At 67.2% G+C, this 20,607-nt stretch carries 19 protein-coding genes; 10 read left to right on the top strand and 9 right to left on the bottom strand.

All coding sequences use genetic code 11. The features are described 5' to 3' along the window. Nucleotides 1–64: 64 nt before the first annotated feature. Nucleotides 65–3,424 (bottom strand): TIM-barrel domain-containing protein, encoded by a 3,360-nt coding sequence (locus AC07UW_RS10710; protein ID WP_495212097.1) that lies wholly within the window; start codon nucleotides 3,422–3,424, stop codon nucleotides 65–67. A 321-nt stretch (nucleotides 3,425–3,745) separates the two neighbouring features. On the opposite strand from AC07UW_RS10710, the gene AC07UW_RS10715 reads away from it, so the two are divergent. From AC07UW_RS10715 to AC07UW_RS10740, 6 genes are all read left to right on the top strand, one after another. Then, entirely contained in the window at nucleotides 3,746–4,900 is a 1,155-nt protein-coding gene (locus tag AC07UW_RS10715) for an SIS domain-containing protein (RefSeq protein WP_495212031.1), read from the top strand. Beyond that, complete coding sequence (locus AC07UW_RS10720) at nucleotides 4,893–5,831, top strand: ROK family protein (RefSeq protein ID WP_099844048.1); 939 nt, start codon at nucleotides 4,893–4,895, stop codon at nucleotides 5,829–5,831. Before AC07UW_RS10715 ends, AC07UW_RS10720 begins: the two co-directional genes overlap by 8 nt. Before the next feature lie 16 nt (nucleotides 5,832–5,847). Then, nucleotides 5,848–7,182 (top strand): D-tagatose-bisphosphate aldolase, class II, non-catalytic subunit, encoded by a 1,335-nt coding sequence (locus tag AC07UW_RS10725; protein ID WP_223497035.1) that lies wholly within the window; start codon nucleotides 5,848–5,850, stop codon nucleotides 7,180–7,182. A gap of 33 nt (nucleotides 7,183–7,215) precedes the next feature. Continuing rightward, nucleotides 7,216–7,992, top strand: a complete 777-nt coding sequence (locus tag AC07UW_RS10730) for a DeoR family transcriptional regulator (RefSeq protein ID WP_032976943.1) — start codon at nucleotides 7,216–7,218, stop codon at nucleotides 7,990–7,992. Continuing rightward, the gene (locus tag AC07UW_RS10735) at nucleotides 7,989–9,104 is read left to right on the top strand and encodes an N-acetylglucosamine-6-phosphate deacetylase (protein WP_280884133.1); all 1,116 of its coding nucleotides are present in this window, start codon (nucleotides 7,989–7,991) and stop codon (nucleotides 9,102–9,104) included. The genes AC07UW_RS10730 and AC07UW_RS10735 overlap by 4 nt, the downstream gene beginning before the upstream one ends. A gap of 89 nt (nucleotides 9,105–9,193) precedes the next feature. After that, the gene (locus tag AC07UW_RS10740) at nucleotides 9,194–11,005 is read left to right on the top strand and encodes an MFS transporter (protein WP_428703704.1); all 1,812 of its coding nucleotides are present in this window, start codon (nucleotides 9,194–9,196) and stop codon (nucleotides 11,003–11,005) included. Nucleotide 11,006: 1 nt separating this feature from the next. On the opposite strand, the gene AC07UW_RS10745 is transcribed toward AC07UW_RS10740, so the two are convergent. Genes AC07UW_RS10745 through AC07UW_RS10755 form a run of 3 tightly spaced genes read right to left on the bottom strand, consistent with a single transcriptional unit; the run spans nucleotide 11,007 to nucleotide 12,806 of the window. Then, nucleotides 11,007–11,501, bottom strand: coding sequence for a SecDF P1 head subdomain-containing protein (locus tag AC07UW_RS10745; protein WP_495212032.1), 495 nt, complete (start codon nucleotides 11,499–11,501; stop codon nucleotides 11,007–11,009). Continuing rightward, entirely contained in the window at nucleotides 11,501–12,052 is a 552-nt protein-coding gene (locus tag AC07UW_RS10750) for an HdeD family acid-resistance protein (RefSeq protein WP_089237595.1), read from the bottom strand. The genes AC07UW_RS10745 and AC07UW_RS10750 overlap by 1 nt, the downstream gene beginning before the upstream one ends. A 58-nt stretch (nucleotides 12,053–12,110) precedes the next feature. Next, nucleotides 12,111–12,806 (bottom strand): ComF family protein, encoded by a 696-nt coding sequence (locus tag AC07UW_RS10755; RefSeq protein ID WP_495212033.1) that lies wholly within the window; start codon nucleotides 12,804–12,806, stop codon nucleotides 12,111–12,113. A 234-nt stretch (nucleotides 12,807–13,040) separates the two neighbouring features. Here AC07UW_RS10755 and AC07UW_RS10760 point away from each other — a divergent pair, with 234 nt between their 5' ends. After that, nucleotides 13,041–13,532, top strand: coding sequence for a GNAT family N-acetyltransferase (locus AC07UW_RS10760; RefSeq protein ID WP_495212034.1), 492 nt, complete (start codon nucleotides 13,041–13,043; stop codon nucleotides 13,530–13,532). Nucleotides 13,533–13,625: 93 nt separating this feature from the next. Here the strand turns inward: AC07UW_RS10760 and AC07UW_RS10765 are convergent, their stop codons facing one another. From AC07UW_RS10765 to AC07UW_RS10775, 3 genes are all read right to left on the bottom strand, one after another. Beyond that, a complete protein-coding gene (locus AC07UW_RS10765; RefSeq protein ID WP_495212035.1) occupies nucleotides 13,626–14,735 on the bottom strand; it encodes a hypothetical protein in 1,110 nt (369 codons plus the stop codon). Between the two features lie 76 nt (nucleotides 14,736–14,811). After that, entirely contained in the window at nucleotides 14,812–15,897 is a 1,086-nt protein-coding gene (locus AC07UW_RS10770; RefSeq protein ID WP_495212036.1) for a DUF5694 domain-containing protein, read from the bottom strand. A 158-nt stretch (nucleotides 15,898–16,055) separates the two neighbouring features. Then, the gene (locus AC07UW_RS10775) at nucleotides 16,056–16,346 is read right to left on the bottom strand and encodes a hypothetical protein (protein WP_495212037.1); all 291 of its coding nucleotides are present in this window, start codon (nucleotides 16,344–16,346) and stop codon (nucleotides 16,056–16,058) included. 158 nt (nucleotides 16,347–16,504) lie between these two features. Here AC07UW_RS10775 and AC07UW_RS10780 point away from each other — a divergent pair, with 158 nt between their 5' ends. Further along, nucleotides 16,505–16,927 (top strand): H-NS histone family protein, encoded by a 423-nt coding sequence (locus tag AC07UW_RS10780; RefSeq protein ID WP_336022393.1) that lies wholly within the window; start codon nucleotides 16,505–16,507, stop codon nucleotides 16,925–16,927. A gap of 127 nt (nucleotides 16,928–17,054) precedes the next feature. On the opposite strand, the gene AC07UW_RS10785 is transcribed toward AC07UW_RS10780, so the two are convergent. Together AC07UW_RS10785 and AC07UW_RS10790 are read right to left on the bottom strand one after the other, a co-directional pair. Further along, nucleotides 17,055–17,675 (bottom strand): hypothetical protein, encoded by a 621-nt coding sequence (locus AC07UW_RS10785; RefSeq protein WP_495212038.1) that lies wholly within the window; start codon nucleotides 17,673–17,675, stop codon nucleotides 17,055–17,057. A gap of 20 nt (nucleotides 17,676–17,695) precedes the next feature. Then, nucleotides 17,696–18,124: a hypothetical protein gene (locus AC07UW_RS10790; protein ID WP_495212039.1), complete on the bottom strand. Its 429-nt coding sequence runs from the start codon at nucleotides 18,122–18,124 to the stop codon at nucleotides 17,696–17,698. 131 nt (nucleotides 18,125–18,255) lie between these two features. Between AC07UW_RS10790 and bioB the strand changes: the two genes are divergently transcribed. Continuing rightward, nucleotides 18,256–19,299 carry a biotin synthase BioB gene (gene bioB / locus AC07UW_RS10795; protein WP_495212040.1) on the top strand — a complete coding sequence of 348 codons (1,044 nt, stop codon included), beginning with the start codon at nucleotides 18,256–18,258 and terminating at the stop codon, nucleotides 19,297–19,299. A 67-nt stretch (nucleotides 19,300–19,366) separates the two neighbouring features. Then, the gene (gene bioF, locus AC07UW_RS10800; protein WP_127564026.1) at nucleotides 19,367–20,590 is read left to right on the top strand and encodes an 8-amino-7-oxononanoate synthase; all 1,224 of its coding nucleotides are present in this window, start codon (nucleotides 19,367–19,369) and stop codon (nucleotides 20,588–20,590) included. Nucleotides 20,591–20,607 lie beyond the last annotated feature (17 nt).

The raw sequence follows: 20,607 nt of genomic DNA on the forward strand, positions 1-20,607 counted from the left end.
GCCCCCACCGTCGTGGTGAAGCCGTAGTCGGAATGGGCGGGGGAGGAGCGGTGTTACGTGGCGGTCATGGGGCGACGATGCTGGCGGAGTCGCCCTCCTGGCCGATCAGCACGGCGTTGGCCCAGTTGGCACAGACCTGGGCGGGTTGGCTGCCCTGCGCACCCAGCGTGCGCAGGCTCAGGGTGGAAAGGCCACGGATGTCCAGCTCCGGCTTGACCACGCCGGGTGCCTTCACCAGGCCGCTGTCATACAGCAAGCGGTTGTCGCCCCAGACCTGGAACTGCAGGCCACCGGCCGTGCGGCAGGCGTCGTCAATGCCGAGGTCGGCACGCAGCAGGCGCCATCCCCCCTGCAGGCGCAGGTCGATGCGGCTGTTGGCGGACACGCCCAGGCCGCGGCGGAACTGCAGGCCGTTCATGCGCATGCCGGCGTCGCCGGTGAACGCCTTGTCGGCGTGCACATGGCTGGCCAGCGCGGCCGGCACCGGCAGCTCGGAGAGATAGCGCTGCCGGGCCGGTCGCTCCGGTTCCTGGTGTTCGAGGATGTGGAAGGTGGACAGCGCAATCGGGCCGACGTCGCGCGGTTGCAGCGCGTCGAAGGCACGCGCACTGCCCTGTGCAGCGGTCACCATCGGATCGGTGCTGGAGGCACCGTCACCTTCGGGGTTCTGCACGCTCAACACGCGGAAGCGCAGCAGGCGGCCGGCGTGGGCCGGGAAGTCGATGCGCTGCGTGCCTTCCTTCAGCAGCAGGTGGCCGCGGGCAATCGGTTCACCCCACTCGCCGTTGCTGTCGCCCAGGTATACCTCGTAGTCGCGCACCTGGCCGTGCTTCCAGTTCTTGTCGTTGCGCGGCGCGATGTCGATGCCATCAATCATCTTGCGCTCGCCGAAACCGATCACCCACTCGTGGGCACCGGTACGCACGGCCTGGTTGCGCACGCTGCGGAACCAGGTGGCCGGATCATCATCGAAGGCATTTTCCAGCGCATGGCCGGGTTCTTCGGCTGGGCGGTTGACCACCAGCAGGCTGTCGGCCGGCAGTTCGCGGCCCAGCACCGGCGCGGCCGGATAGGCATCGTCGGCGGCCGCTGCGGCGACGGCGAAGTCCAGCTGCAGCTGCAGCGGCTGGCGGATGTCCTGCGCCGCGGTGCGTACATGCAGGGTGCCGCGACGCTCCTTGGCATCGAAGTACCAACCCTCGCTGGCGCTGTTGAATGCGGTCGCGTCGGCCAGCGCCGGCAGCGCGCGGCCAGCGGCCTGCACCGCACGCGGCGCCTGCCGGCTGAGCACGCGCAGGCCATAGCGGCGCTGGGCCAGCTGGCCGTTGTACTGGCCCTGCACCGCATCGATCTGCACCTGCACCGGGCCACTGCCCTGTGCCGGCGCCTGCACACTGATCCGCTGCGTGCTCGATTCGCCCTGCTGGTAGCGGCGGGTGTTGCCGTCATCTTCGTACAGCGTGTACTGCGAATCACCCTGCGGGTACAGGTCGAAGGTCACTTCATCGAGCGGTTTCTCGCCGTCGAACAGCATCGACGGGTACATCGGCAGGATCGCACCGGCACGCACGAACACCGGCAGCGTGGCCAGGTCCACTTGGCGGTCCAGCTGGCGGCCATCGGCGGCGGCCTGCACGCGGCGGCCATCCCAGTAGTCGATCCAGCCGCCGGCGGGCAGGTGGATGTCGCGGCGCCAACCACGGCTGGCGGCCTGGCTGCGGTACACCGGTGCAACCAGCAGGTCGCGGCCGAGCAGGAACTGGTACTTGTAGGTTTCATCCTGCGCGTGCGGATCGCGCGGGTTGTCCCACATCAGGCCACGCACCGGCGGTGCACCGGTCTGTGCGGCCTCATGCACCAGCCCATACATGTACGGGGTCAGGCGCATCTTCAACTTCAGGTAATCGCGGTTGATGCTGCGGTAGGGCTCGTCGTACCACCACGGGTGCTTGCGCGCATTCGACGACCAGCCGCTCATGCCCATCAGCACCGGGGTGAACGCCTTCCACTGCAGGTCGCGGGTGAAGGTCTCGGCGCTGCCGCCGAAGATCGCGTCCACATCGCCGCTGGCGTAGGCCATGCCGGACAGGCCCGAACCCACCAGGGTCGGCACATGCCAGCGGATGTAGTCCCAGCTGCTGCTCTGGTCGCCGGTCCAGGCCACGGCATAGCGCTGGATGCCGGCCCAGCCCATCACCGTCCACAGGAACGGGCGCGAATCGGAGTTGTCGAGGATGCCGTTGAACGCCTGGCGGTTGGCATCCATCGCGAACTGGTAGCCCTTGCCGGTCCAGGCCACGTCCAGTTTCTGCACGCGGCTGCCGGCCTTGCCCACTTCCCAGGCGATCTTGTCGACGCCGTTCTCGGTCCACAGGCCGGTGCGGAAACCGTACCCGGCCAAGCCCTTCACCGTCTCCGGCAACTGCTTGTAGCCGCAGCCATAGCCATCGTTGGGCAGGATCCAGCCGCCGGGCATGTCATTGGCGCGGTACTGCTTGGCTACGCTGTCGATCACATCGGGGGTGGTGCCGGTCGGGCCGTCGCTCCAGCCCTCGGGCACGGTGCCGGGCTTCTTGCTGTTGTCGCCGTCGTTGTAGCAATCGGCATCGCCGTAGGACAGCGCCCAGCGCGCGACCATGTTCGGGCGGCCGGTCAGCTGGGTGTAACGCTCTATCAGCTTCGGCAGATCGGCGCCAACGAAGTAATACGCATCGAAGCGGTCTTCGCGATGCAGCAGGGTGGCCTGGTCGCTCTGCCGCAGGTCGTAGCTGCCATCGCTCCACGTATTGCGCAGCATGCCCCAGCCACGGCTGCTCAGCAGCATCGGTGCCGGGCTCGGGCGATCCCCCTCTTCCCAGCCACCGGAGTACGAGACTTCCAGTTCGCGGCCCTTGAACTGGTAGCGGCCGTTCTGCTGGCCACCGCCGTAGTAGCCTTCATCGGCCTGCGAGGACAGCACCTGCACGCTCTGCGCGGCGTCCAGGTCCAGCGGTTGCAGTTCCTGCCACAGCGCGGTGGCCTGGCCGTTGTCCAGGCGCTCCAGGCGCAGGCGCAACGGCTGCCGCTGCACATGCAGCACGAGTGCAGCGGTACGCACGCGGATCTCCTGCGCGTCTTCTTCCAGCTGTGCCTGCACGTTGGCCTTGGGCTGCGGCAGCACGATCGGCGCGGCCTTGTCGCCGGCACCGGTCAGCTTGCCGTTGCGGCCGGCCTGTACGCGGATGATGTCGGTGGCCGGCAGTTCAATGCGGATACGCGTGCCGTTGTCGGTCTGCAGGTCCCAGCCATTCACACCGTCGGTGCTGGCACTGGCGCTGACCGAGCGCAGGTTACCGACCGGTGCGGCCTGGGCCGACAGGGACGCCGACAGCAGTGCCGGCAACAGGGCCAGCAGCAGTGGCGAACGACGAACGCAGATTTCCACACGGACTCCCAACCCGTTCACCGGGCGTTTCGAAAGCGGTTGGGCCGACTCTAGGGCAGCGATTCGAAAGATGTCAACAAATTGAAAGGAAAAAGGAAGATATATTTACATGAAACGAAAGTTGTTGCGGCGCAACACTTTGTGTAACCGCTTGCAGCCGCCTGTTAAGCATTGTGCGATACGGCATCCGGCGGTTTCTTTCGTTTCCAGAGTGATGCCGCGCGAGGAAAGTCATCACCGCGATATCTTTCTTTTTACTTTCGGTATTTGACATTTCGAAAGAAAACGCAGATGGTGCGCTGGCCCAACTGGAACCTCCGAATGGACGTCACCCTGCTTTCCGATGTGTCCGCCTGGCAGCGCCGCGGCGGAGCCGATACCGCTACCGAAATCGCCCAGCAGCCGGCGCTGTGGGAAGCCCTTGCACAGGATCTGTCGCGTGCCCGCGATCGCCTGCAAGCCTTCCTCGGCGACAGCCTCAACGACCCGAACCAGCGCGTGCTGTTCACCGGCGCCGGCAGTTCCGGCTTCATCGCTGAAATGGTGGCCGATGCCATCAACGCGCAGTGGCCGGCCGAGGTGCGCGTGGTGCATACCACCAGCCTGCTCACCCATCCTGCGCTGTACCTGCAGCGCGATCGTCCGACCCTGCTGGTGTCGTTCGGCCGCAGCGGCTCCAGCCCCGAAAGCGTTGCCGCCGTCGACCGCGTGCGCAGTGACGTGGACGATGCGCGTTTCCTGGACATCACCTGCAATGCCGAGGGCGAGCTGGCCCGCCGTGGCGCCGGCCGTGCCGACACCTGCACCCTGCTGATGCCGTCGGCCAGCTGCGACCGCGCCTTCGCCATGACCAGCAGCCTGACCTGCATGCTGCTGGCCGCGCTGACCGTGTTCGACCGTTCGCCGTGGGATGCGCGCATCGCGCGCCTGAAGCAGATCGCCGGTCTGGCCCGCGAAGGCCAGGCGCAGTGGGACGCGCCGGTGGCCGCGCTGGCGCAGCGCCCGTTCAACCGGGTCATCTACCTTGGCAGCGGCCCGCTGGAAGCACTGGCGCGCGAGGCTGCGCTGAAGGTGCTGGAGCTCACCGCCGGCCGCGTGCTGGCGCTGGCCAACACCCCGCTCGGCTTCCGCCATGGACCGAAGTCCACGCTGGACGGCAGCACCCTGGTGGTCGTGCTGCGCAGCGTGCAGCCGCTGGCACGCCGCTATGAGCAGGACCTGCTGGAAGAGCTGCGCCGCGACGGCGTGGCTGGCCAGGTACTGTCGATCGGCCCGCATTCGGATATCGGCGCCGACGATGACTACACCCTCACCGTGCCTGCCCTGGATGACCCGTGGCTGGCGCCGGTGTGGCTGGGCTTTGCGCAGCTGTACGCGCTGCAGCGTTCGGCCGCACTCGGCCTGACCCCCGACAATCCGTTCCCGGACGGCACCGTCAACCGCGTGGTCAAGGGTGTCACCATCCACCATGGCTGAGCTGATCGCCAACGCCTGCTACGGCATCGACATCGGTGGCACCAAGATCGAGCTGGTGGTGTGCGATGCGGCGATGCAGGTCACCTGGCGTCGCCGCGTGGCTACCCCGCAGGGCGACTACGACGGCTTCCTGCAGGCGGTGGTGACATTGGTTGCTGAAGCCGATGCTGCGCTGGGTCGCAGCGATGCGGCCATCGGCATCGCCCTGCCCGGCGTGCGTGATCGTCGCAACGGCCGCCAGCTCAGCGCCAATGTGCCTGCGCTGACCGGTCAATGCGTGGCGGCTGATCTGCAGGCACGCCTGCAGCGTCCGCTGCATTTCGGCAACGACCTGCAGTGTTTTGCGCTCTCCGAGGCGCATGGTGGCGCCGCCGATGGCTACCCCAGCATGTTCGGCGCCATCCTCGGCACCGGTGCCGGTGGCGGCTTCTGCCTGCAGGGGCGCCTGCTGTCCGGCTTCAACGGCCTGGCCGGCGAATGGGGCCACTGGAGCGTGCCGGGCCACCTGCTGCAGCGCCATGGCCTGCCGCTCATCGATTGCGCCTGTGGCCTGCAAGGCTGCGTGGAGCGCTACGTGTCCGGCAGTGGCCTGGCGATGATCGAGCGCCACCTCGGTGGCAGCGCTGCCGATGCCAGCGTGGTGGTCGCCCTGGCCGAGGCCGGCGATGCGCGTGCACGGCAGGCACTGGACATCCATCGCGACCTGCTCGGCCACAGCCTGGCCGCACTGGTGCTGGCACTGGACCCGCACGTGATCGTGCTCGGTGGCGGCCTGTCCCAGTACGCACCGCTGTACCAGCTGTTGCCGGCGGCCATCGCCGCGCATCTGTTCAACGGCGTGCAGGTGCCGCCCATCGTGCCGCCGCGCTTCGGCGATGCCGGTGGTGCACGCGGTGCCGCCCTGCTGGCCTGCCAACCCTCGTTTTCCTGATGTCCGGAGCTTGACCATGTCCCCGTTGCAGACCCTGCTTGCCTCCCACCGCGCCGGCCACAACGTCGGCCTGTACAGCGTCTGCTGCAGCAACGAACAGGTGCTGCGCGCGGCCATGCACGTGGCGTTGGCGCACGATACCGTGCTGCTGATCGAAGCTACCTCCAACCAGGTCGACCAGTTCGGCGGCTACACCGGCATGACACCGCCGCAGTACCGCGACTACGTCGGCACCCTGGCCGATGAGGAGAGCTTCCCGCGCGAGCGCTTGATCCTCGGCGGTGACCACCTTGGCCCGAACGCCTGGCAGAAGCGCCCGGCCGCCGAAGCGATGACCCATGCGCGCGTGCTGATCGAGGCCTACGTCGCCGCTGGTTTCCACAAGATCCACCTGGACTGCAGCATGTCCTGCGCCGATGACCCGGTGCCGCTGCCCGATGCCATCGTTGCTGCACGTTCGGCCGAGCTGGCCGAGATCGCCGAGCGCACCGCCGCCGAGCACGGCCTGCCGCCGCCGGTCTATGTCATCGGTACCGAAGTGCCGATTCCCGGTGGCGAAGCCTCGCTGGCCGGTGGCCTGCAGGTGACCACCCCGGCCGCCGCTACGCAGACCCTGGCCATCCACCGGCAGGCCTTCGACACCCCGCTGCTGCGCGATGCATGGCAGCGTGTGCTGGCCATGGTGGTGCAGCCGGGCGTGGACTTCGACCACAGCAGTGTGCACGAGTACGACGCGGCCGCCGCCAGCGAGCTGGCCGACTTCCTCGAACAGCAGCCGCGCATCGTGTTCGAAGCGCATTCGACCGATTACCAGCGCGAAAGCGGCCTGCATGCGCTGGTGCGCGACCATTTCGCCATCCTCAAGGTCGGCCCCGCGGCCACCTTCGCCTACCGCGAAGCGCTGTTCGCACTCGCTGCCATCGAAGCCGAGCTGCTGCCGGCCGCGCAGTGCTCGCGCCTGCCGCAAGTGCTGGACGAGGTGATGGTGGCGCAGCCGAAGTCCTGGCAGTCGTACTACCAGGGCGACGAAGCGACCCTGCGCCTGCTGCGCAGCTATTCCTTCAGCGACCGCTGCCGCTACTACTGGGGCGAGCCGGCGCTGGTGCAGGCCGTGCAGACCCTGTTCGCCAACCTGGAACAGCACGCGCCGCCGCTGGTGCTGCTCAGCCAGTACCTGCCGGAGCAGTACCGCGCCGTGCGCGAGGGCACCCTGGCCAATACGCCTACTGCGCTGGTGCAGCATCGCATCGGCCTGTGCCTGGGCGAATACGCCCGCGCCTGCAGCGCCAACCAGGCTGGAACCCGCAAGCACAACGAAAGTTCGGCTGCCGCCGATCTTGCGAACGGCTAATCTCTACCTTTCCCCGCGAAACCGAGAATGGCCATGCGCAACACCCGCTCCCGCCGGCAACAGATCCTGCAGCTGCTGATCGAGCACGGCTCGGTGCAGGTGGCCGATCTGGTCGAGCGCTTCGGCGTGTCGGCGGTGACCATCCGTGCCGACCTGACCCACTTCGAATCGCAGGGGCTGGCCACGCGTACCCACGGCGGTGCCACCCTGGTGCGTACACCGCCGCAGGAACAGGACATCCACGAAAAGGATGCGCTGAACCTGCCGCTGAAAGACTCCATCGGTACGGCGGCCGCGCGCCTGGTGCAGGCCGGTGACAACATCATCATCGACTCCGGCTCCACCACGATGACCCTGGCCCGCCATCTGCGCGAACACCGCGATGTGACGGTGATGACCAACGGCCTGAACATCGCCTGGGAACTGGCCAACGCCGCCGGCATCACCGTGCTGCTGACCGGCGGACTGCTGCGTCAGCAATCGCTGTCGCTGCAGGGCAGCCAGGCCGAAGCCAGCCTCAACTCCTACAGTTTCGACACGCTGTTCCTGGGCGTGGATGGCCTGGACCTGCAGTTCGGCCTGACCACCCACGACGAAGCCGAAGCCCGCCTCAACCACCGCATGGTCGAACGCGCGCGGCGCATCGTGGTGCTCACCGACGCCTCCAAATTCGGACGCGTCAGCCTGCACCGCATCGCCCGCCTCGATCAGATCCACGCCATCATCACCGACGCCGGCATCGACGACGCGACCCGCGAGGGGCTGCAGCGGCTGGGCATCGAAGTGATCATCGCCGAGCCTCCCGCATGACCGATATCCGCTCCCTGCACGGCCGCATCCTCACCCCGTTGGGCTGGCGTCGCGGCCAGGTCCAGTTCGATTCACACGTGCGCCAGCTGCAGGTAGACGACCACAGTGGCGGCGATGACCCGCAGCTGCCGGTGATCCTGCCCGGCTTCATCGACCTGCACGTGCATGGCGCCGCCGGCGTGGACCTGATGCAGGGCGGCGACGTGGCCCGCACCATCGCCCGCACCCATGCGCGCTTTGGTACCACCACGCTGCTGGCGACCACCATGACCGCCGGCCTGGACGAGATCGAATACGCGCTGCAGGGCGTTGCGGCAACGATGGCAGCGCCCGATGCCGATGCCGCCTGTATCGCCGGTGTGCACCTGGAAGGCCCCTTCATCAGCCCGCAGCGGCTGGGCGCACAGCCCAATCGTACGATCGAGGCGACGATGGCGCTGGTGCGGCAGCTGCACGCGCTGGCACCGATCCGGGTGATGACGCTGGCGCCGGAGATCGGCGAGCACACCGCGCTGATCCCCGCGCTGTCCGCACTGGGCATCCGCGTGCAGCTCGGCCACAGTGCCGGCACCTACGAGGAAGGCGTGGCCGCGTTGCAGGCCGGCGCTTCCGGTTTCACCCATCTGTTCAATGGCATGACCGGCGTCGACCACTACCGGCCGGGCATCGCCGCCGCTGCCCTGGCGCATGCGCAGTACGCCGAGATCATTCCCGACCTGCAGCACATCCATCCCGGCGTGATCCGTCTGGCCGCACGCGCGATTCCGCGCCTGTATGCGGTAACCGACGCGACGGCCGCCACCGGCATGCCCGATGGCGAGTACGCGCTGGGCGAGCAGCGCGTGCACAAGTGCGGCGGCTGCGTGCGCCTGGCCACCGGCTCGCTGGCCGGCAGCGCGCTGACCATGGACCAGGCGCTGCGCAACCTGGTGCAGGTGGGTCTGGATCTGGCTGACGCATCGCAGCGCGTGTCCACCTTCCCGGCCGATTACCTGGGCTTGAGCGATCGCGGCCGCATTGCGCCCGACGCCCGCGCCGACCTGGTGGTGCTGGATGCGGAACTGCGCCTGCAGAAAGTGGTGGTGGGCGGTCGATTGATCGATCTGGACTGACACACGCCATGCGGCCCGGATGCCGCACACAAGACGCGCAAGCGCATTGCATCAGCCACGCACCATCCCGTTAGTCCAGGAACGAGCCGATGACCGCAGCCACTGCACCTGCCGTACCCGCTTCCACCGCCCCGCGCTGGCCCGTACGTTACCTGCTCTTCATCGGCGGCCTCGGTGGCCTGCTGTACGGCATCGACATCGGCATCATCGCCGGTGCCCTGCCCTATCTTGAAGCCACCGCCAGCCACGCCTGGCAGCTCAGCAGCCAGCAGCTCGGCTTCGTCGTCGCTGCGGTGCTGCTGGGCAGCGTGCTGTCCTCGCTGTTCGCCGGCATGATCGCCGACCTCATCGGCCGCCGTGGCGCGATGCTGCTGGCCGGCGTGCTGTTCACCGCCAGCATCCCGATCATGGCGCTGGCGTCGGGTTACACCCCGCTGCTGCTGGGGCGCCTGCTGCAGGGTGTCAGCGGCGGCCTGATCGGCGTGGTCATTCCCCTGTACTTGGCCGAGGTGCTCAGCCCGGAACGACGTGGCCGCGGCGCGGCGATGTTCCAGCTGCTGCTGACCGTCGGCCTGGTGCTGGCGGCTTTGATCGGCCTGTACCACGCCCATGCCGTGGACGCTGCCACAGAGTCGGTGCGCTCGCTGCCGGTCGCGCAGCAGGCGCAGGAGCTGTTCACGGTGAAGGACCACGCCTGGCGCACCATCTTCTGGACCTGCCTGGCACCGGGCCTGCTGTTCTGCGCCGGAATCTTCTGGCTGTCCGAATCACCGCGCTGGCTGGTGCGTCGTGGCCGCATCAATGATGCGCGCCGGAGCCTGCAGCGCGTGCTGCCCGCTGCCGACGTCGAGCCCACCCTGGCGCAGATCCAGGCTCCGGAATCGAGCAGCAGCAGCGGCAAGCGTGACCCGCTGCTCAGCCGCCGCTACGTGGTGCCGTTCGTGTTGGCCTGCGTGGTGCTGGCCTGCACCCAGGCCACCGGCATCAACTCGGTGCTGGCCTATGCGGTGAACATTCTCAACCAGGCAGGCCTGTCCGGCTCGGTGGCCAATGGCGCCGACGTGGCGATCAAACTGCTCAACGCGGTGATGACCGTCGCCGCGCTGCTGCTGGTCGACCGCAAGGGTCGCAAGTTCCTGCTGATGCTGGGCAGCGGTGGCATCTGCGTGGCCCTGCTGGCCGCAGCAACGCTGTTCTTCCAGGCCGAACGGGGCCGCGCCGACGTGCAGCCGCACCTGCAGGCCGCAGTGAGTGGCGATGGCCTGCAACTGGTACTGGATGACGCGCAGTGGCAGCGGCTTGCCGGTGGCATCGACCGCGAAGGCCGGCCGCTGCAGCTGACCGTGTCCTACGCCTATGGCGACTTCACCAACGTGCGCGCGCTGCGCAGCGACAACCTGACCGACCGTGAGCTGCGCATCGAGCGTGCCGGCACCGTGCAACCGGACAGCGTCATCGGCGCGTTCTTCCGCACGTTGCACCTCAATCCGTTCGCCGACCCGGCCAGTGCCGCGCAGGCACCGCTGCGCATCGAACAGGCCCGTATCGGCCCGATTCCGCCGCCCGCGCATGGCTGGGCCGTCGCTGCCTGCATCCTGGTATTCGTGGCGTTCTTCGCGGTTGGCCCGGGCGTGTGCGTGTGGCTGGCGCTGTCCGAACTGATGCCCAACCGCATCCGCTCCAACGGCATGAGCATCGCGCTGCTGATCAACCAGTTCGTGTCCACCACCATTGCCGCCATCTTCCTGCCGACGGTGGGGCACTACGGCTACGCCAGCATGTTCCTGTTCTGGGCGGGCTGCACGTTCGTGTTCTTCCTGGTGGCCGCATTCTGGCTGCCGGAAACCAAGGGGCGCTCGCTGGAAGAGATCGAAGCCGGGTTTGCAGGAAAGCAGCGCTGATTCAGCGCTGCTGTGGCGGCGCAGGGCCGCCGTGCACGATGTAGCGCGCCATGTCGTGCACTTCGGCCACGCTCATGTTGGTACCGGCCACCTGCATGGACTCGCCAAAAGGGCCCGCTATGGTGGCCACGGACAGCACGTGGTCATCGACGGTAAGCGCCACCTGCTTGCCCACCAGGGCCTCGGTCGCGTGCAGCAACCGGCCGGCGGACTCCTTGCGGAACGTCAGTTCCAGTACGGGCTGGTGCGCGGCGTCCAACGCCGCTCGCACGTCGACGATATCGGCACTGGTGAGCATCGGCGGCGCTTTCACGGCGATGCTGCGCCCTTGCCACTGCAGGGTAGCGCGACCATCGGGATCGACCTCACGCATCTGCACCTGCACCCCCTCCCGCGGCGGATGCCGGGTCTCCGCCGGAAGCACCCGGTTGCAGCCCGCCAGCAGCAACACCGCGAGGCCGCCGCCGAGCAGCGCCAATCTGTTCCAGGCCCGCATCAGCGCAGCTTCCTCAGCTTGAACGCAACCAGCACCTGCAGCACGCCGTACAGCAGGCTGCCGATGCCGATCCACAACGTGGTCACCGCTACGCCGGCATACGGATTGGCCGCGAACAGCAGGCCCAGCACGATGGCCAGCACGCCACTGAGGATCAGCAGCCACTCCCCCTGGATCTGCCTTCGCACGCGGATGGCGAAGACGATGCGGTAGATGCCCGCCACCAGCAGCCATGCCGCCAGGAACAGCACCAGCACGCTGGCGGTGGCCAGCGGATTGATCACGGCCAGGATGCCGAAGCCCAGCGAGGCGACCACGTACAGCAGCAACCAGCCGCGCGAGGCGCCGCTGGCACCGGTGATCAGCGCCAGCAGGCTGATGACGCCCTCGACGATGGCCATTACACCCAGCGTCCAGGCCAGCGCGATGGCCGCCGACATCGGCCAGCCGATCGCGATGATGCCGAAGCCCAGCGCGACCAGACCGTACAGCAGCAGGATCCACCAGCTGCGTCCAACGGCCGACAACAGGGGAGACAAGGGGGAATTCATGACCACTCCTTCGATCCGGGTTCGTGGCCATCCTAGCCCTTGCGGATGAAAGGGGTGATCACGGAACGCGAGCGCAGACCCACGCCCGCACGTCTTCAGACCCCACCAACCGCAACGTCTCTGCAATTTCCAGCACGGTACTGCCGGTGGTCATCACGTCGTCGACGACGGTCAGCCGCGCCGGTACAGCACCGCGCACATCGAAGGCGTCGAACAGGTTGTCGCGGCGCTGCTCGGCGCTGCGTTCGGACTGCGGCGCGGTGTGGCGGCGGCGGTACAGCCCGCGCCACGTCGGCAACTGCAGCAGGCGACACAGTTCGGCGGCCTGGTCATAGCCACGCTGACGCAGTCGCTTGCGGTGCAGTGGCACGGGTACCAGCGGCGCGCACGACCACGGTGGCGGGTTGCGCAGCATCAACTGCGCAAGCAGGCGTCCGGCAGCCAGGTCCTGGTGGAATTTGTAGCGGACCAGCAGCTGATCGACCGGCGGCAGGTACAACAGGCTCGCATGGGTCGCGGTCTGCGGTGGCGGCTCGTCGCGGCAGGTTCCACAGATGGGCAGGGCTGCATCCGGTAGCGGCAGCGCGCAGCGAAGGCAGGCGCGACCCGGCCACGGCAGCTCGGCAAGGCAGGCGGGACAGAGATCGAGGGCGTCATGGCCGCGCTCGCTGCAGACCAGGCAGCGCAGGGGCAGCAACAGGCGAAAGGCCGCCTGTAATGGTTCACCAAGGGCAGAAGGCAGTGGGAAGCGCATGCCGCAGCATCGCCCTGCAAGCGCAGGCTGCCCATCGGTGAAGGGGCTGCCTGCATGTCAGTACAGGGAGCGTTGGCCGATGGGGGCTGCACCTTGCCAGGCCGTAGACCTGCATCGCACCTGCTACCACGCGCCTCCATCCACATACGGCCGGAACTGCAGAACCATCACTGGCCGATCCTGCGCCAGCTATCATCAGGATAGGCACAGTTGCCCTGGATGGATCTCTACCGCATGGACGGACTGACGCTGGTCAAAGCAACTGCGCAGGACGCAGATGTGGTCTTCAGATTGATGCAGCTGTACTACTTCGAAGCCTCGGCCTGGAGCGGTGAAGATATCCTTGCCGATGGTCTTTACGACTGCGCACTTGCCGATGTCCAGGCCCGCCTGCACGAAGAACCGGAGTGGACCCGTCTGCTCTGGCTCGATGGCCTTTTGTGTGGATTCGTCCAGGTGGATGACGTCGAGTTCCAGGGAAGGCGCCTGCCAGAGTTGGCGGATCTGTTCATCCTTCCAAAGCATCGCGGCAAAGGCATCGCATCTGCGGTAGTTGCAGACCTTGTGCGGCCAGCAACGGGGGAATGGTTGCTGGCCACATTCCGCAAGGATCATGCGGCGCACGCATTCTGGGAGCGGAATCTTGCAAAGATGGGTATGGCATGCAGCGTCCCAACCGGGTCAGAAGGAACAGACTTCCGCTTGTTCCTGATCAGGTCGAAATGAACAGGCGCGCCAGCGCGATCGGCGGTGCATGCGATTCGCCCCGGCAAGCGTCCGCCTTGCCTCGCATTCGACCAGAATGCCGACCTTCGCCCCTTAGCGCATCCCGCAGGTCGCGCCGACACATTGCCCGTTCTCCATGAACCGCACCTGCGAGTGTCCCGGTTCCCCGGTAGGGGCCGGCACCCCGGGCGCCACGAAGAACGTGGCCGCGTGCGCACCATACAACCCTGCGGGGATGGCGAAGGCTTTCAGCACGGTATAGCTACGGAAGGGCGTGCCCTGCTCCCGCTCGGCATTGGCGCCTTCGATGCGCGGGATGTCCGCTGCACCCCCGTTGCGTCGGCCGGCAGCCTCCCAGGCACGCAGGTCGGCCACCGTCGCCGGGCGCAGGATCCCGCTGCGCACCGCTGCATCAATTCCGGCTTGCCCTGCTGGCGGTGCGCCCTTCATCTGGAATTCGGCCACTGGCTTGGCCGTGGCATCAGTCACCAATTGCGCCCCGGGCGGCAACGCGCCGATGACCGCGCGGCCGTCGCGTGCCGCGTAGGCCACGTCAACCGGGCGACCGAACACCTCGCGGGCCAACGGGTTGAGCTTGTTCGAGCCCTCTCCTCCCACATAGGCATAACTGCAGGGGCCACGATCCTCGTAGGAGCTGATCAGCACCGGCAGGCCAGCAGGCAGGCCGGTCAGCCGCTGCCGGTGGTAGCCGGTCACCAGCACCGCCGCAATCTGCGTACCGCGCGTCCAACCGACACTCCACACGGTGGGTTCGTAAGCGCCCAGCAACAGCACCACAGGCGCATTGGGTTCGTGCACGGCCACCTGGATGGTCGTGGCCTGGTGGCCGCTCTGGTCGATCTGGAAATCGGCTTTCTTACCGCCGTAGGCCCCCGCCGCGTAGACCTTCGCATCGGCCGGGAGCACCAGGCCGTCGATCCGGCAAGTGCTCGGCGGCGTATCCACCGTCACCGGAGCGTCGAACGGGAAGGGCTGTGTGGCCGCATCGGAATGCACGATCACGGGCGCTACCTGGATGGGGCCCGCCGGCTTCGCGTCTGCAGCGCCAGGTGCGTGGGCTCCCTGGCCCGTTGATGCCTGCACATTCGGCTCGGACAGTGTTGGCTCGGTGCACCCAGCCAACAGCACCATCCCGGCGACCGCGACGTACATTCTGGTGCCGGTAATGACGTTGCGTTTCATGTTGTGATCCTTCATTTCAAGGAACGGGCGCTGATCGGGAACAGCTTGCCTCATGCAGCCGCCGGTCCTTGGCGGGTTATTTCAGGAACGGCTGAACATCGACAATCCGCACGTCGTGCATCTGCTCGAGATACGCATCCAGGTACGCCTTGTGTGAGGCGCCGACAATCACCAGCGTACGCATTCCCGGGGTCGGTCCCATCAGGTCGCGGATGTTCGCCGCCATGCGCAGGTTGCGCGTCTCCCACGAGGTGACGTAAAGGCGCCCGTAGCCCTGCGGAGACGGCTCCTCCAACGCGGCACCGTAGTCGCTTTCGAAGGCGACCGATGCCACATCCGGTGCGTTGTAGCGGCGATACAGTGCCAGTGCCTTCTCCGGCGCATCGACCTGCGCTTCCAAGTCGCCGAACATCGTCCTCCGCTGTTTGGACGCCGGGTTGTCCCAGGCCTTCCTGACCGCAGCTGCATAGGCCTTGGGATCGGGACCATACTGATCGGAGCTGTGGTCATCCATCGGCCACAACCGCTCGTGGCCAAGACGGACGGCGAGGGCTGCGGCGATGAGCGTGTTTTCATTGCGGTTGACGCGCAGCGCTTCCAGCGCCGCAACCAGGTCCTGGTCCAGGCCGTCGCCTGCCTGCCGATCCGCTTCGGGGAGGCGCAGCCATTGCACCAATGCCGAATCGCGTTCGCCGGCGGCCAGGAAGGTAGCGGCAAGCCTGCGCCGTTGCGCGGCCGTGGGATGTACGGGCCAGGTCGCCAGCATCGTCTCTGCCGCCGCGTTCGCCGCCGGCACATCAAGTCCGGTTGCCTTCTCCGCCGCCGAAACATCGGGGCAGTAGTCCTTCACCGTATATCGGTAGCGGGAGGGGTATCGCCGCAGCAGGTCGCACTGCTGGCCCGGCACCGCCTCGATCGCGATGGCCTTCGGCTGCCACGCTGCGAGCCGGTCGATCAGGGTGCCCAGCGATGAGGGATCGAAGGTCTTCGGCAGTACCGCCAGATGCGCGCTGCCGAGCACCATCACTTCGTTTGGCACCCCGTGCTGCGGCCCTTTGTGGGCGCGAGGGTCAAAGGTCTGCGCCTGCGCCATTCCTGCAAGCATCGATCCCGCCAGCAGCGAGCCGATCAGTGCACGTCGCCCCCACATCCCCTGCATCATTCCCTGTTGCATATGGCTCGCCGTTGAAGCGCTTGTCCAGCGCATAGCGGCGCAGATTCGATCGCCGTAGGTCCTTTGTCAACAGTCCTTGTTCTGTGCTCCCGCAAGACTACGCTCGGTCGAATGGCGCCCTTGATGGGATCCCGCGGGGAGCGGACTCACGCACGCGCGAGAGCGATCCATCGGTAGCCTGCGTAGATGGCCCCTGCTGCCACCGGAAACAGGCTTGTCCAGAGTGGCAGGCCGAGTACGAAGAGCATGAGCGCGGTGACGGCGAGTGTGAGAATCGACAATCCGATTACCCGGATGTCGAACAGCGCGACGTCCGCTGCATCCTTTCCCACGGCGTTCTTCGGCCGGTTCCTGCCGGCGCGCTGCCGACGCAGCAGCCATATATCGGAGACGAAGCTGGCTATCCCTTCCAACAGATCACCGATGAAGCCAGACATGGACGATCCCTGACGGCTGGAGTGAAGGGGTAGATCTTCATGGCGCGCGCGTTGGTGCGTCAAGCGATCGATCACAGGGCCCGGGGAGCCGATCCAGCTTGATGCATCCTGGCACCGGCTGCTTGACAGGCTGCCGGGATGTCCGGACCCTTCGCGGCATGACAATCGACGTCGAACACCTGAGCCTGCGCGAACTGAACGCCCTTGTGACTGCTGCCGAGCAGCGGAGGGCGCTGGTTGCCAGCCGCCGCCCCGTGGCCGTTGTCCGTCGCAAGCTGATCGCCTTCGCCGCGCAGTGCGGCTACACGATTGAAGAGCTGATCGGGGGCGCGCCCGCCGAGGCCGCTGCACCGGTCCGCAAACCTGCCACACGGCGCAAGGCAGGCAAGGTGGCGGCCAAGTACCGCGACCCGGACAACAAGCGCAACACGTGGTCGGGACGTGGCCGGATGCCGCGCTGGCTTGCCGAGAAGACCAAGCATGGCCGCAGCCCTGCCGATTTCCTGATTCCCGGGTTGGGCCGGTCCGACGTTCGAAAGTCCAGCGCGATCGGGCAGAGAACCGTCTTCAAGCAGAGCTGACCCGTGGGTGCTCGGCGCACGAAGCGGACGATCGCCGTGGCACCAACGCGTGCATTTCCAGTCGGGCGGTGCAGGCAGCTCTATCGCATCGTAGCGACGGCCGTGGCCTGCAACTCCATCCAGCCGCTCACTCCTCGCCCAGGGCCACCGGCAGCGGCACCTTGCGGATCAACTTGAGCGCGCGTCCTTCCAGCACGTAGAAGAAGGCGAAGTTGCCGGTCCTGGCATAGTTGTCGTCGAACTCCCCGCCCTCGGCCACTACCAGCGCGCTGTGCGGATCGACCTTGACCACCATCGGGCCAAGCTCTCCGCCCAGCGATGGGGCGGCCAGCTTGCCGGTGCGCTTGCTGACGAAGGTCATCGAAACACAACTGGTTCCGCAACCCCAGCCCACCAGCGTGTACTCGCCGGCAAAGCCGACCTCTCCGTCCTTCAGGGCTGCTGACAGGCGTGTCCTGAACATGCGGGCGCGCGGATCGCTGAGGTCCAGCGATGCGGCCGGCCCGCTATGGATCTTTGTCACGGGGTAGTCAGCGAACCTGGGACTGCCGCCTTCACCATTGAAGATCGCCTCGCGGATTCGCGCGTTTTCTGCGACCTGTGCGGCAGTCGGACCAATGGAACTTGCAACATCCGTGGCATCCGGGGCGCTTGCCTGCATCGCCTGCACCTGCGTCACTGAGCAAAGGGCCAGTCCTGCGCCGGCCATGGCCAGCAGGACGACCAGCGATGTGCGACTTCTGGACATGCTCATCTCCTCAAGACGCCTTATCGCTCTGCACATGCTTCGGCGGCAAGCGAGCAGATCTGCACGACAGCTGCGACCTGCGGTGTCTTTCCCACGTGCCCGCAATCCTGCAGCCAGATCAATGCGTGCTGCCCCACCTTCAGATCGGTTTCATCGATGCCGCCGCCATAGACGGTCCACAAGCCGGTGCCGTCGTTGACGATGGTGCGGTGAACCGCGCCTGCGCGGGTCTGGACCGTCAGCTGGCGATCGCGGATCTTCACGATCGTTCCCGTCACCGAGGGCGGCGAGGGAGCGATGTCACCGCCGTCGGCGACCGGCAGCACGCACTGCGTCGCCGCAATGGCAACGACGGGAACGGTGGTCAGCATCAGGGCTGTGGCAATCGCCGTCGCCTGCAGCGCGTTCGCCGCCACGGCCTTCAGTACCGCAATCAATGGGTTGTTCATGGCAATCCTTTGCGTGAGCGCCCAGTCTACCCCTCGCTCGCACTGTAAACTTACATGAAATAAAAAAAGTTGACAGCGCACTACGACCCACCCAGACTGCGCCCTCGCTCCAGCCCTTCCAAGGTCCCGCCATGGCAACCGCCATCCGCCACGACTGGCACCACGACGAACTGCAGGCGCTGTTCGACCTGCCCTTCCCGGACCTGCTGTTCCGCGCCGCCGCCGTCCACCGCGAGCACTTCGACCCGGCCCAGGTGCAGGTATCCACGCTGTTGTCGGTGAAGACTGGTGGCTGCCCGGAAGACTGCGCGTACTGCCCGCAGGCGCAGCGCTACAGCACCGGGGTCAACGCACAGAAACTGATGGACACCGACGCGGTGCTGGCCAAGGCACGCCAGGCCAAGGCGGCCGGTGCCTCGCGTTTCTGCATGGGTGCAGCGTGGCGTTCGCCGAAGGACCGCGACATCCCCAAGGTGGCGGCAATGATCGCCGGGGTGAAAGCGCTGGGCCTGGAAACCTGCGCCACGCTGGGCATGCTCAGTGGCGAGCAGGCGCGCGCGTTGAAGGACGCCGGCCTGGACTACTACAACCACAACCTCGATACCGCGCCGGACTACTACGAGTCGATCATCCACACCCGGCAGTACCAGGATCGCCTGGATACGCTGGGCCATGTCCGTGATGCGGGGCTGAAGACCTGCTGCGGCGGCATCGTTGGCATGGGCGAAACGCGCGCGCAGCGGGTCGGCCTGCTGCTGGCGCTGGCCACCTTGCCGGCGCATCCCGATTCGGTGCCGATCAACAAGCTGGTGCAGGTGGCCGGCACGCCGCTGCATGGCAGTGCCGAGCTGGACCCGTTCGAGTTCGTGCGCATGATCGCCGTAGCCCGCATCGCCATGCCGCGTTCGATGGTGCGCCTGTCGGCCGGCCGCGAGTCGATGAGTGACGAGCTGCAGGCGCTGTGCTTCCTGGCCGGCGCCAACTCCATCTTCTATGGCGACAAGCTGCTGACCACCGGCAACCCGGAGAGCGAGCGCGACATGGCCCTGTTCGCACGCCTGGGCCTGCAGCCGATGACGGTGCAGGTGGACGCCGACGGTCATGACCATGGCGGCACCGTGCATGCTGATATCAGCGCCGATGCCCCCGGCTGTGGCTGCGCCCACGCGGCCTGAGCCGGCGGCCAAGCAGGCGTCGCGGCAACGCGCTACCCTAGCCGCCCCGTCGCCGCATCCAGCCGCCATGGCACGCCCCGACCTGACCGCCCGCCTCCAAGCCCAGCGCGCGTTGCGCGATGCACAAGGCCGTCGCCGCCCGCGGCGCACGGTCACCCGTCGCGATGGCGTGCGCCTGGAAGTCGATGGGCGCTGGCTGACCGGCTTCTGCAGCAACGATTACCTGGGCCTGGCCCAGCAGTTCAGCGTGGTCAACGCACTGCAGGATGCCGCTGCGCGCGAAGGCGCCGGTGCCGGTGCCTCGCATCTGGTCTGCGGCCACCACGCGCTGCACGACGCATTGGAACGCGAAGTGGCCGAGTGGCTCGGTTACCCGCGTGCATTGCTGTTCGGCAGTGGCTTCACCGCCAATCTGGCCGTGCAGCAGGCGCTGCTGGGCGAAGAGAACGATGTCTGCGTGCAGGACAAGCTCAACCACGCCAGTCTGCTCGATGCCACCCGGCTGGCCGGCGCGCGCCTGCGCCGCTACCCGCACCTGGATGCGGAAGGTGCGATGCGCCAGCTCAAGCATGCGCCCGATGGCGCGGCGATGCTGGCCACCGACGGTGTCTTCAGCATGGATGGCGATATCGCGCCGCTGCGTGCGCTGTCGCTGGTCGCGCGCCTGCAACAGGCGCTGTTCTATGTGGACGATGCGCATGGCGTGGGCGTGCTCGGCGATGGCCGTGGCGCGGTCGCCACCGCCGGCCTGGGCGTGGACGATGTACCGCTGCAGCTGGTCACCCTGGGCAAGGCGCTCGGCGGTTCCGGCGCGCTGGTGCTCGGCCGCGAGGACCTGATCGAGCACCTGGCCGAAACCGCACGCCCCTACATCTACACCACCGCCATGGCGCCGGCGTTGGCGGCATCCGCACTGGAAGCGGTGCGCCTGGCCCGCCGCGATCATTGGCGCCGGGCGAAGCTGGCCGATCTGATTGCCCTGTTCCGCGGCGAAGCGCGACGTCATGGGCTGGATCTGATGGCATCGGAAACGCCGATCCAGCCGCTGTTGTGTGGCGACGACCACACTGCCATGGCGATGTCGCAGGCGCTGGAACAGGCCGGCTGGCTGGTCGGTGCGATCCGCCCTCCGACCGTGCCGGAGGGCAAGGCGCGCCTGCGCGTCACCTTGTCCGCGCTGCACACCACCGAGCAGGTACGCGGCCTGGTCGAAGCCATCGCCGTTGCACGCGACCGCGTGGCCTTTGCCGCGCGTGAAGTGCTGCCGCCGTCGTTGCCGGCGCTGGCCTGAGTGATCGTGTAGTTCCC

The sequence above is a fragment of the Stenotrophomonas sp. GW821-FHT02D01 genome, assembly GCF_059421765.1.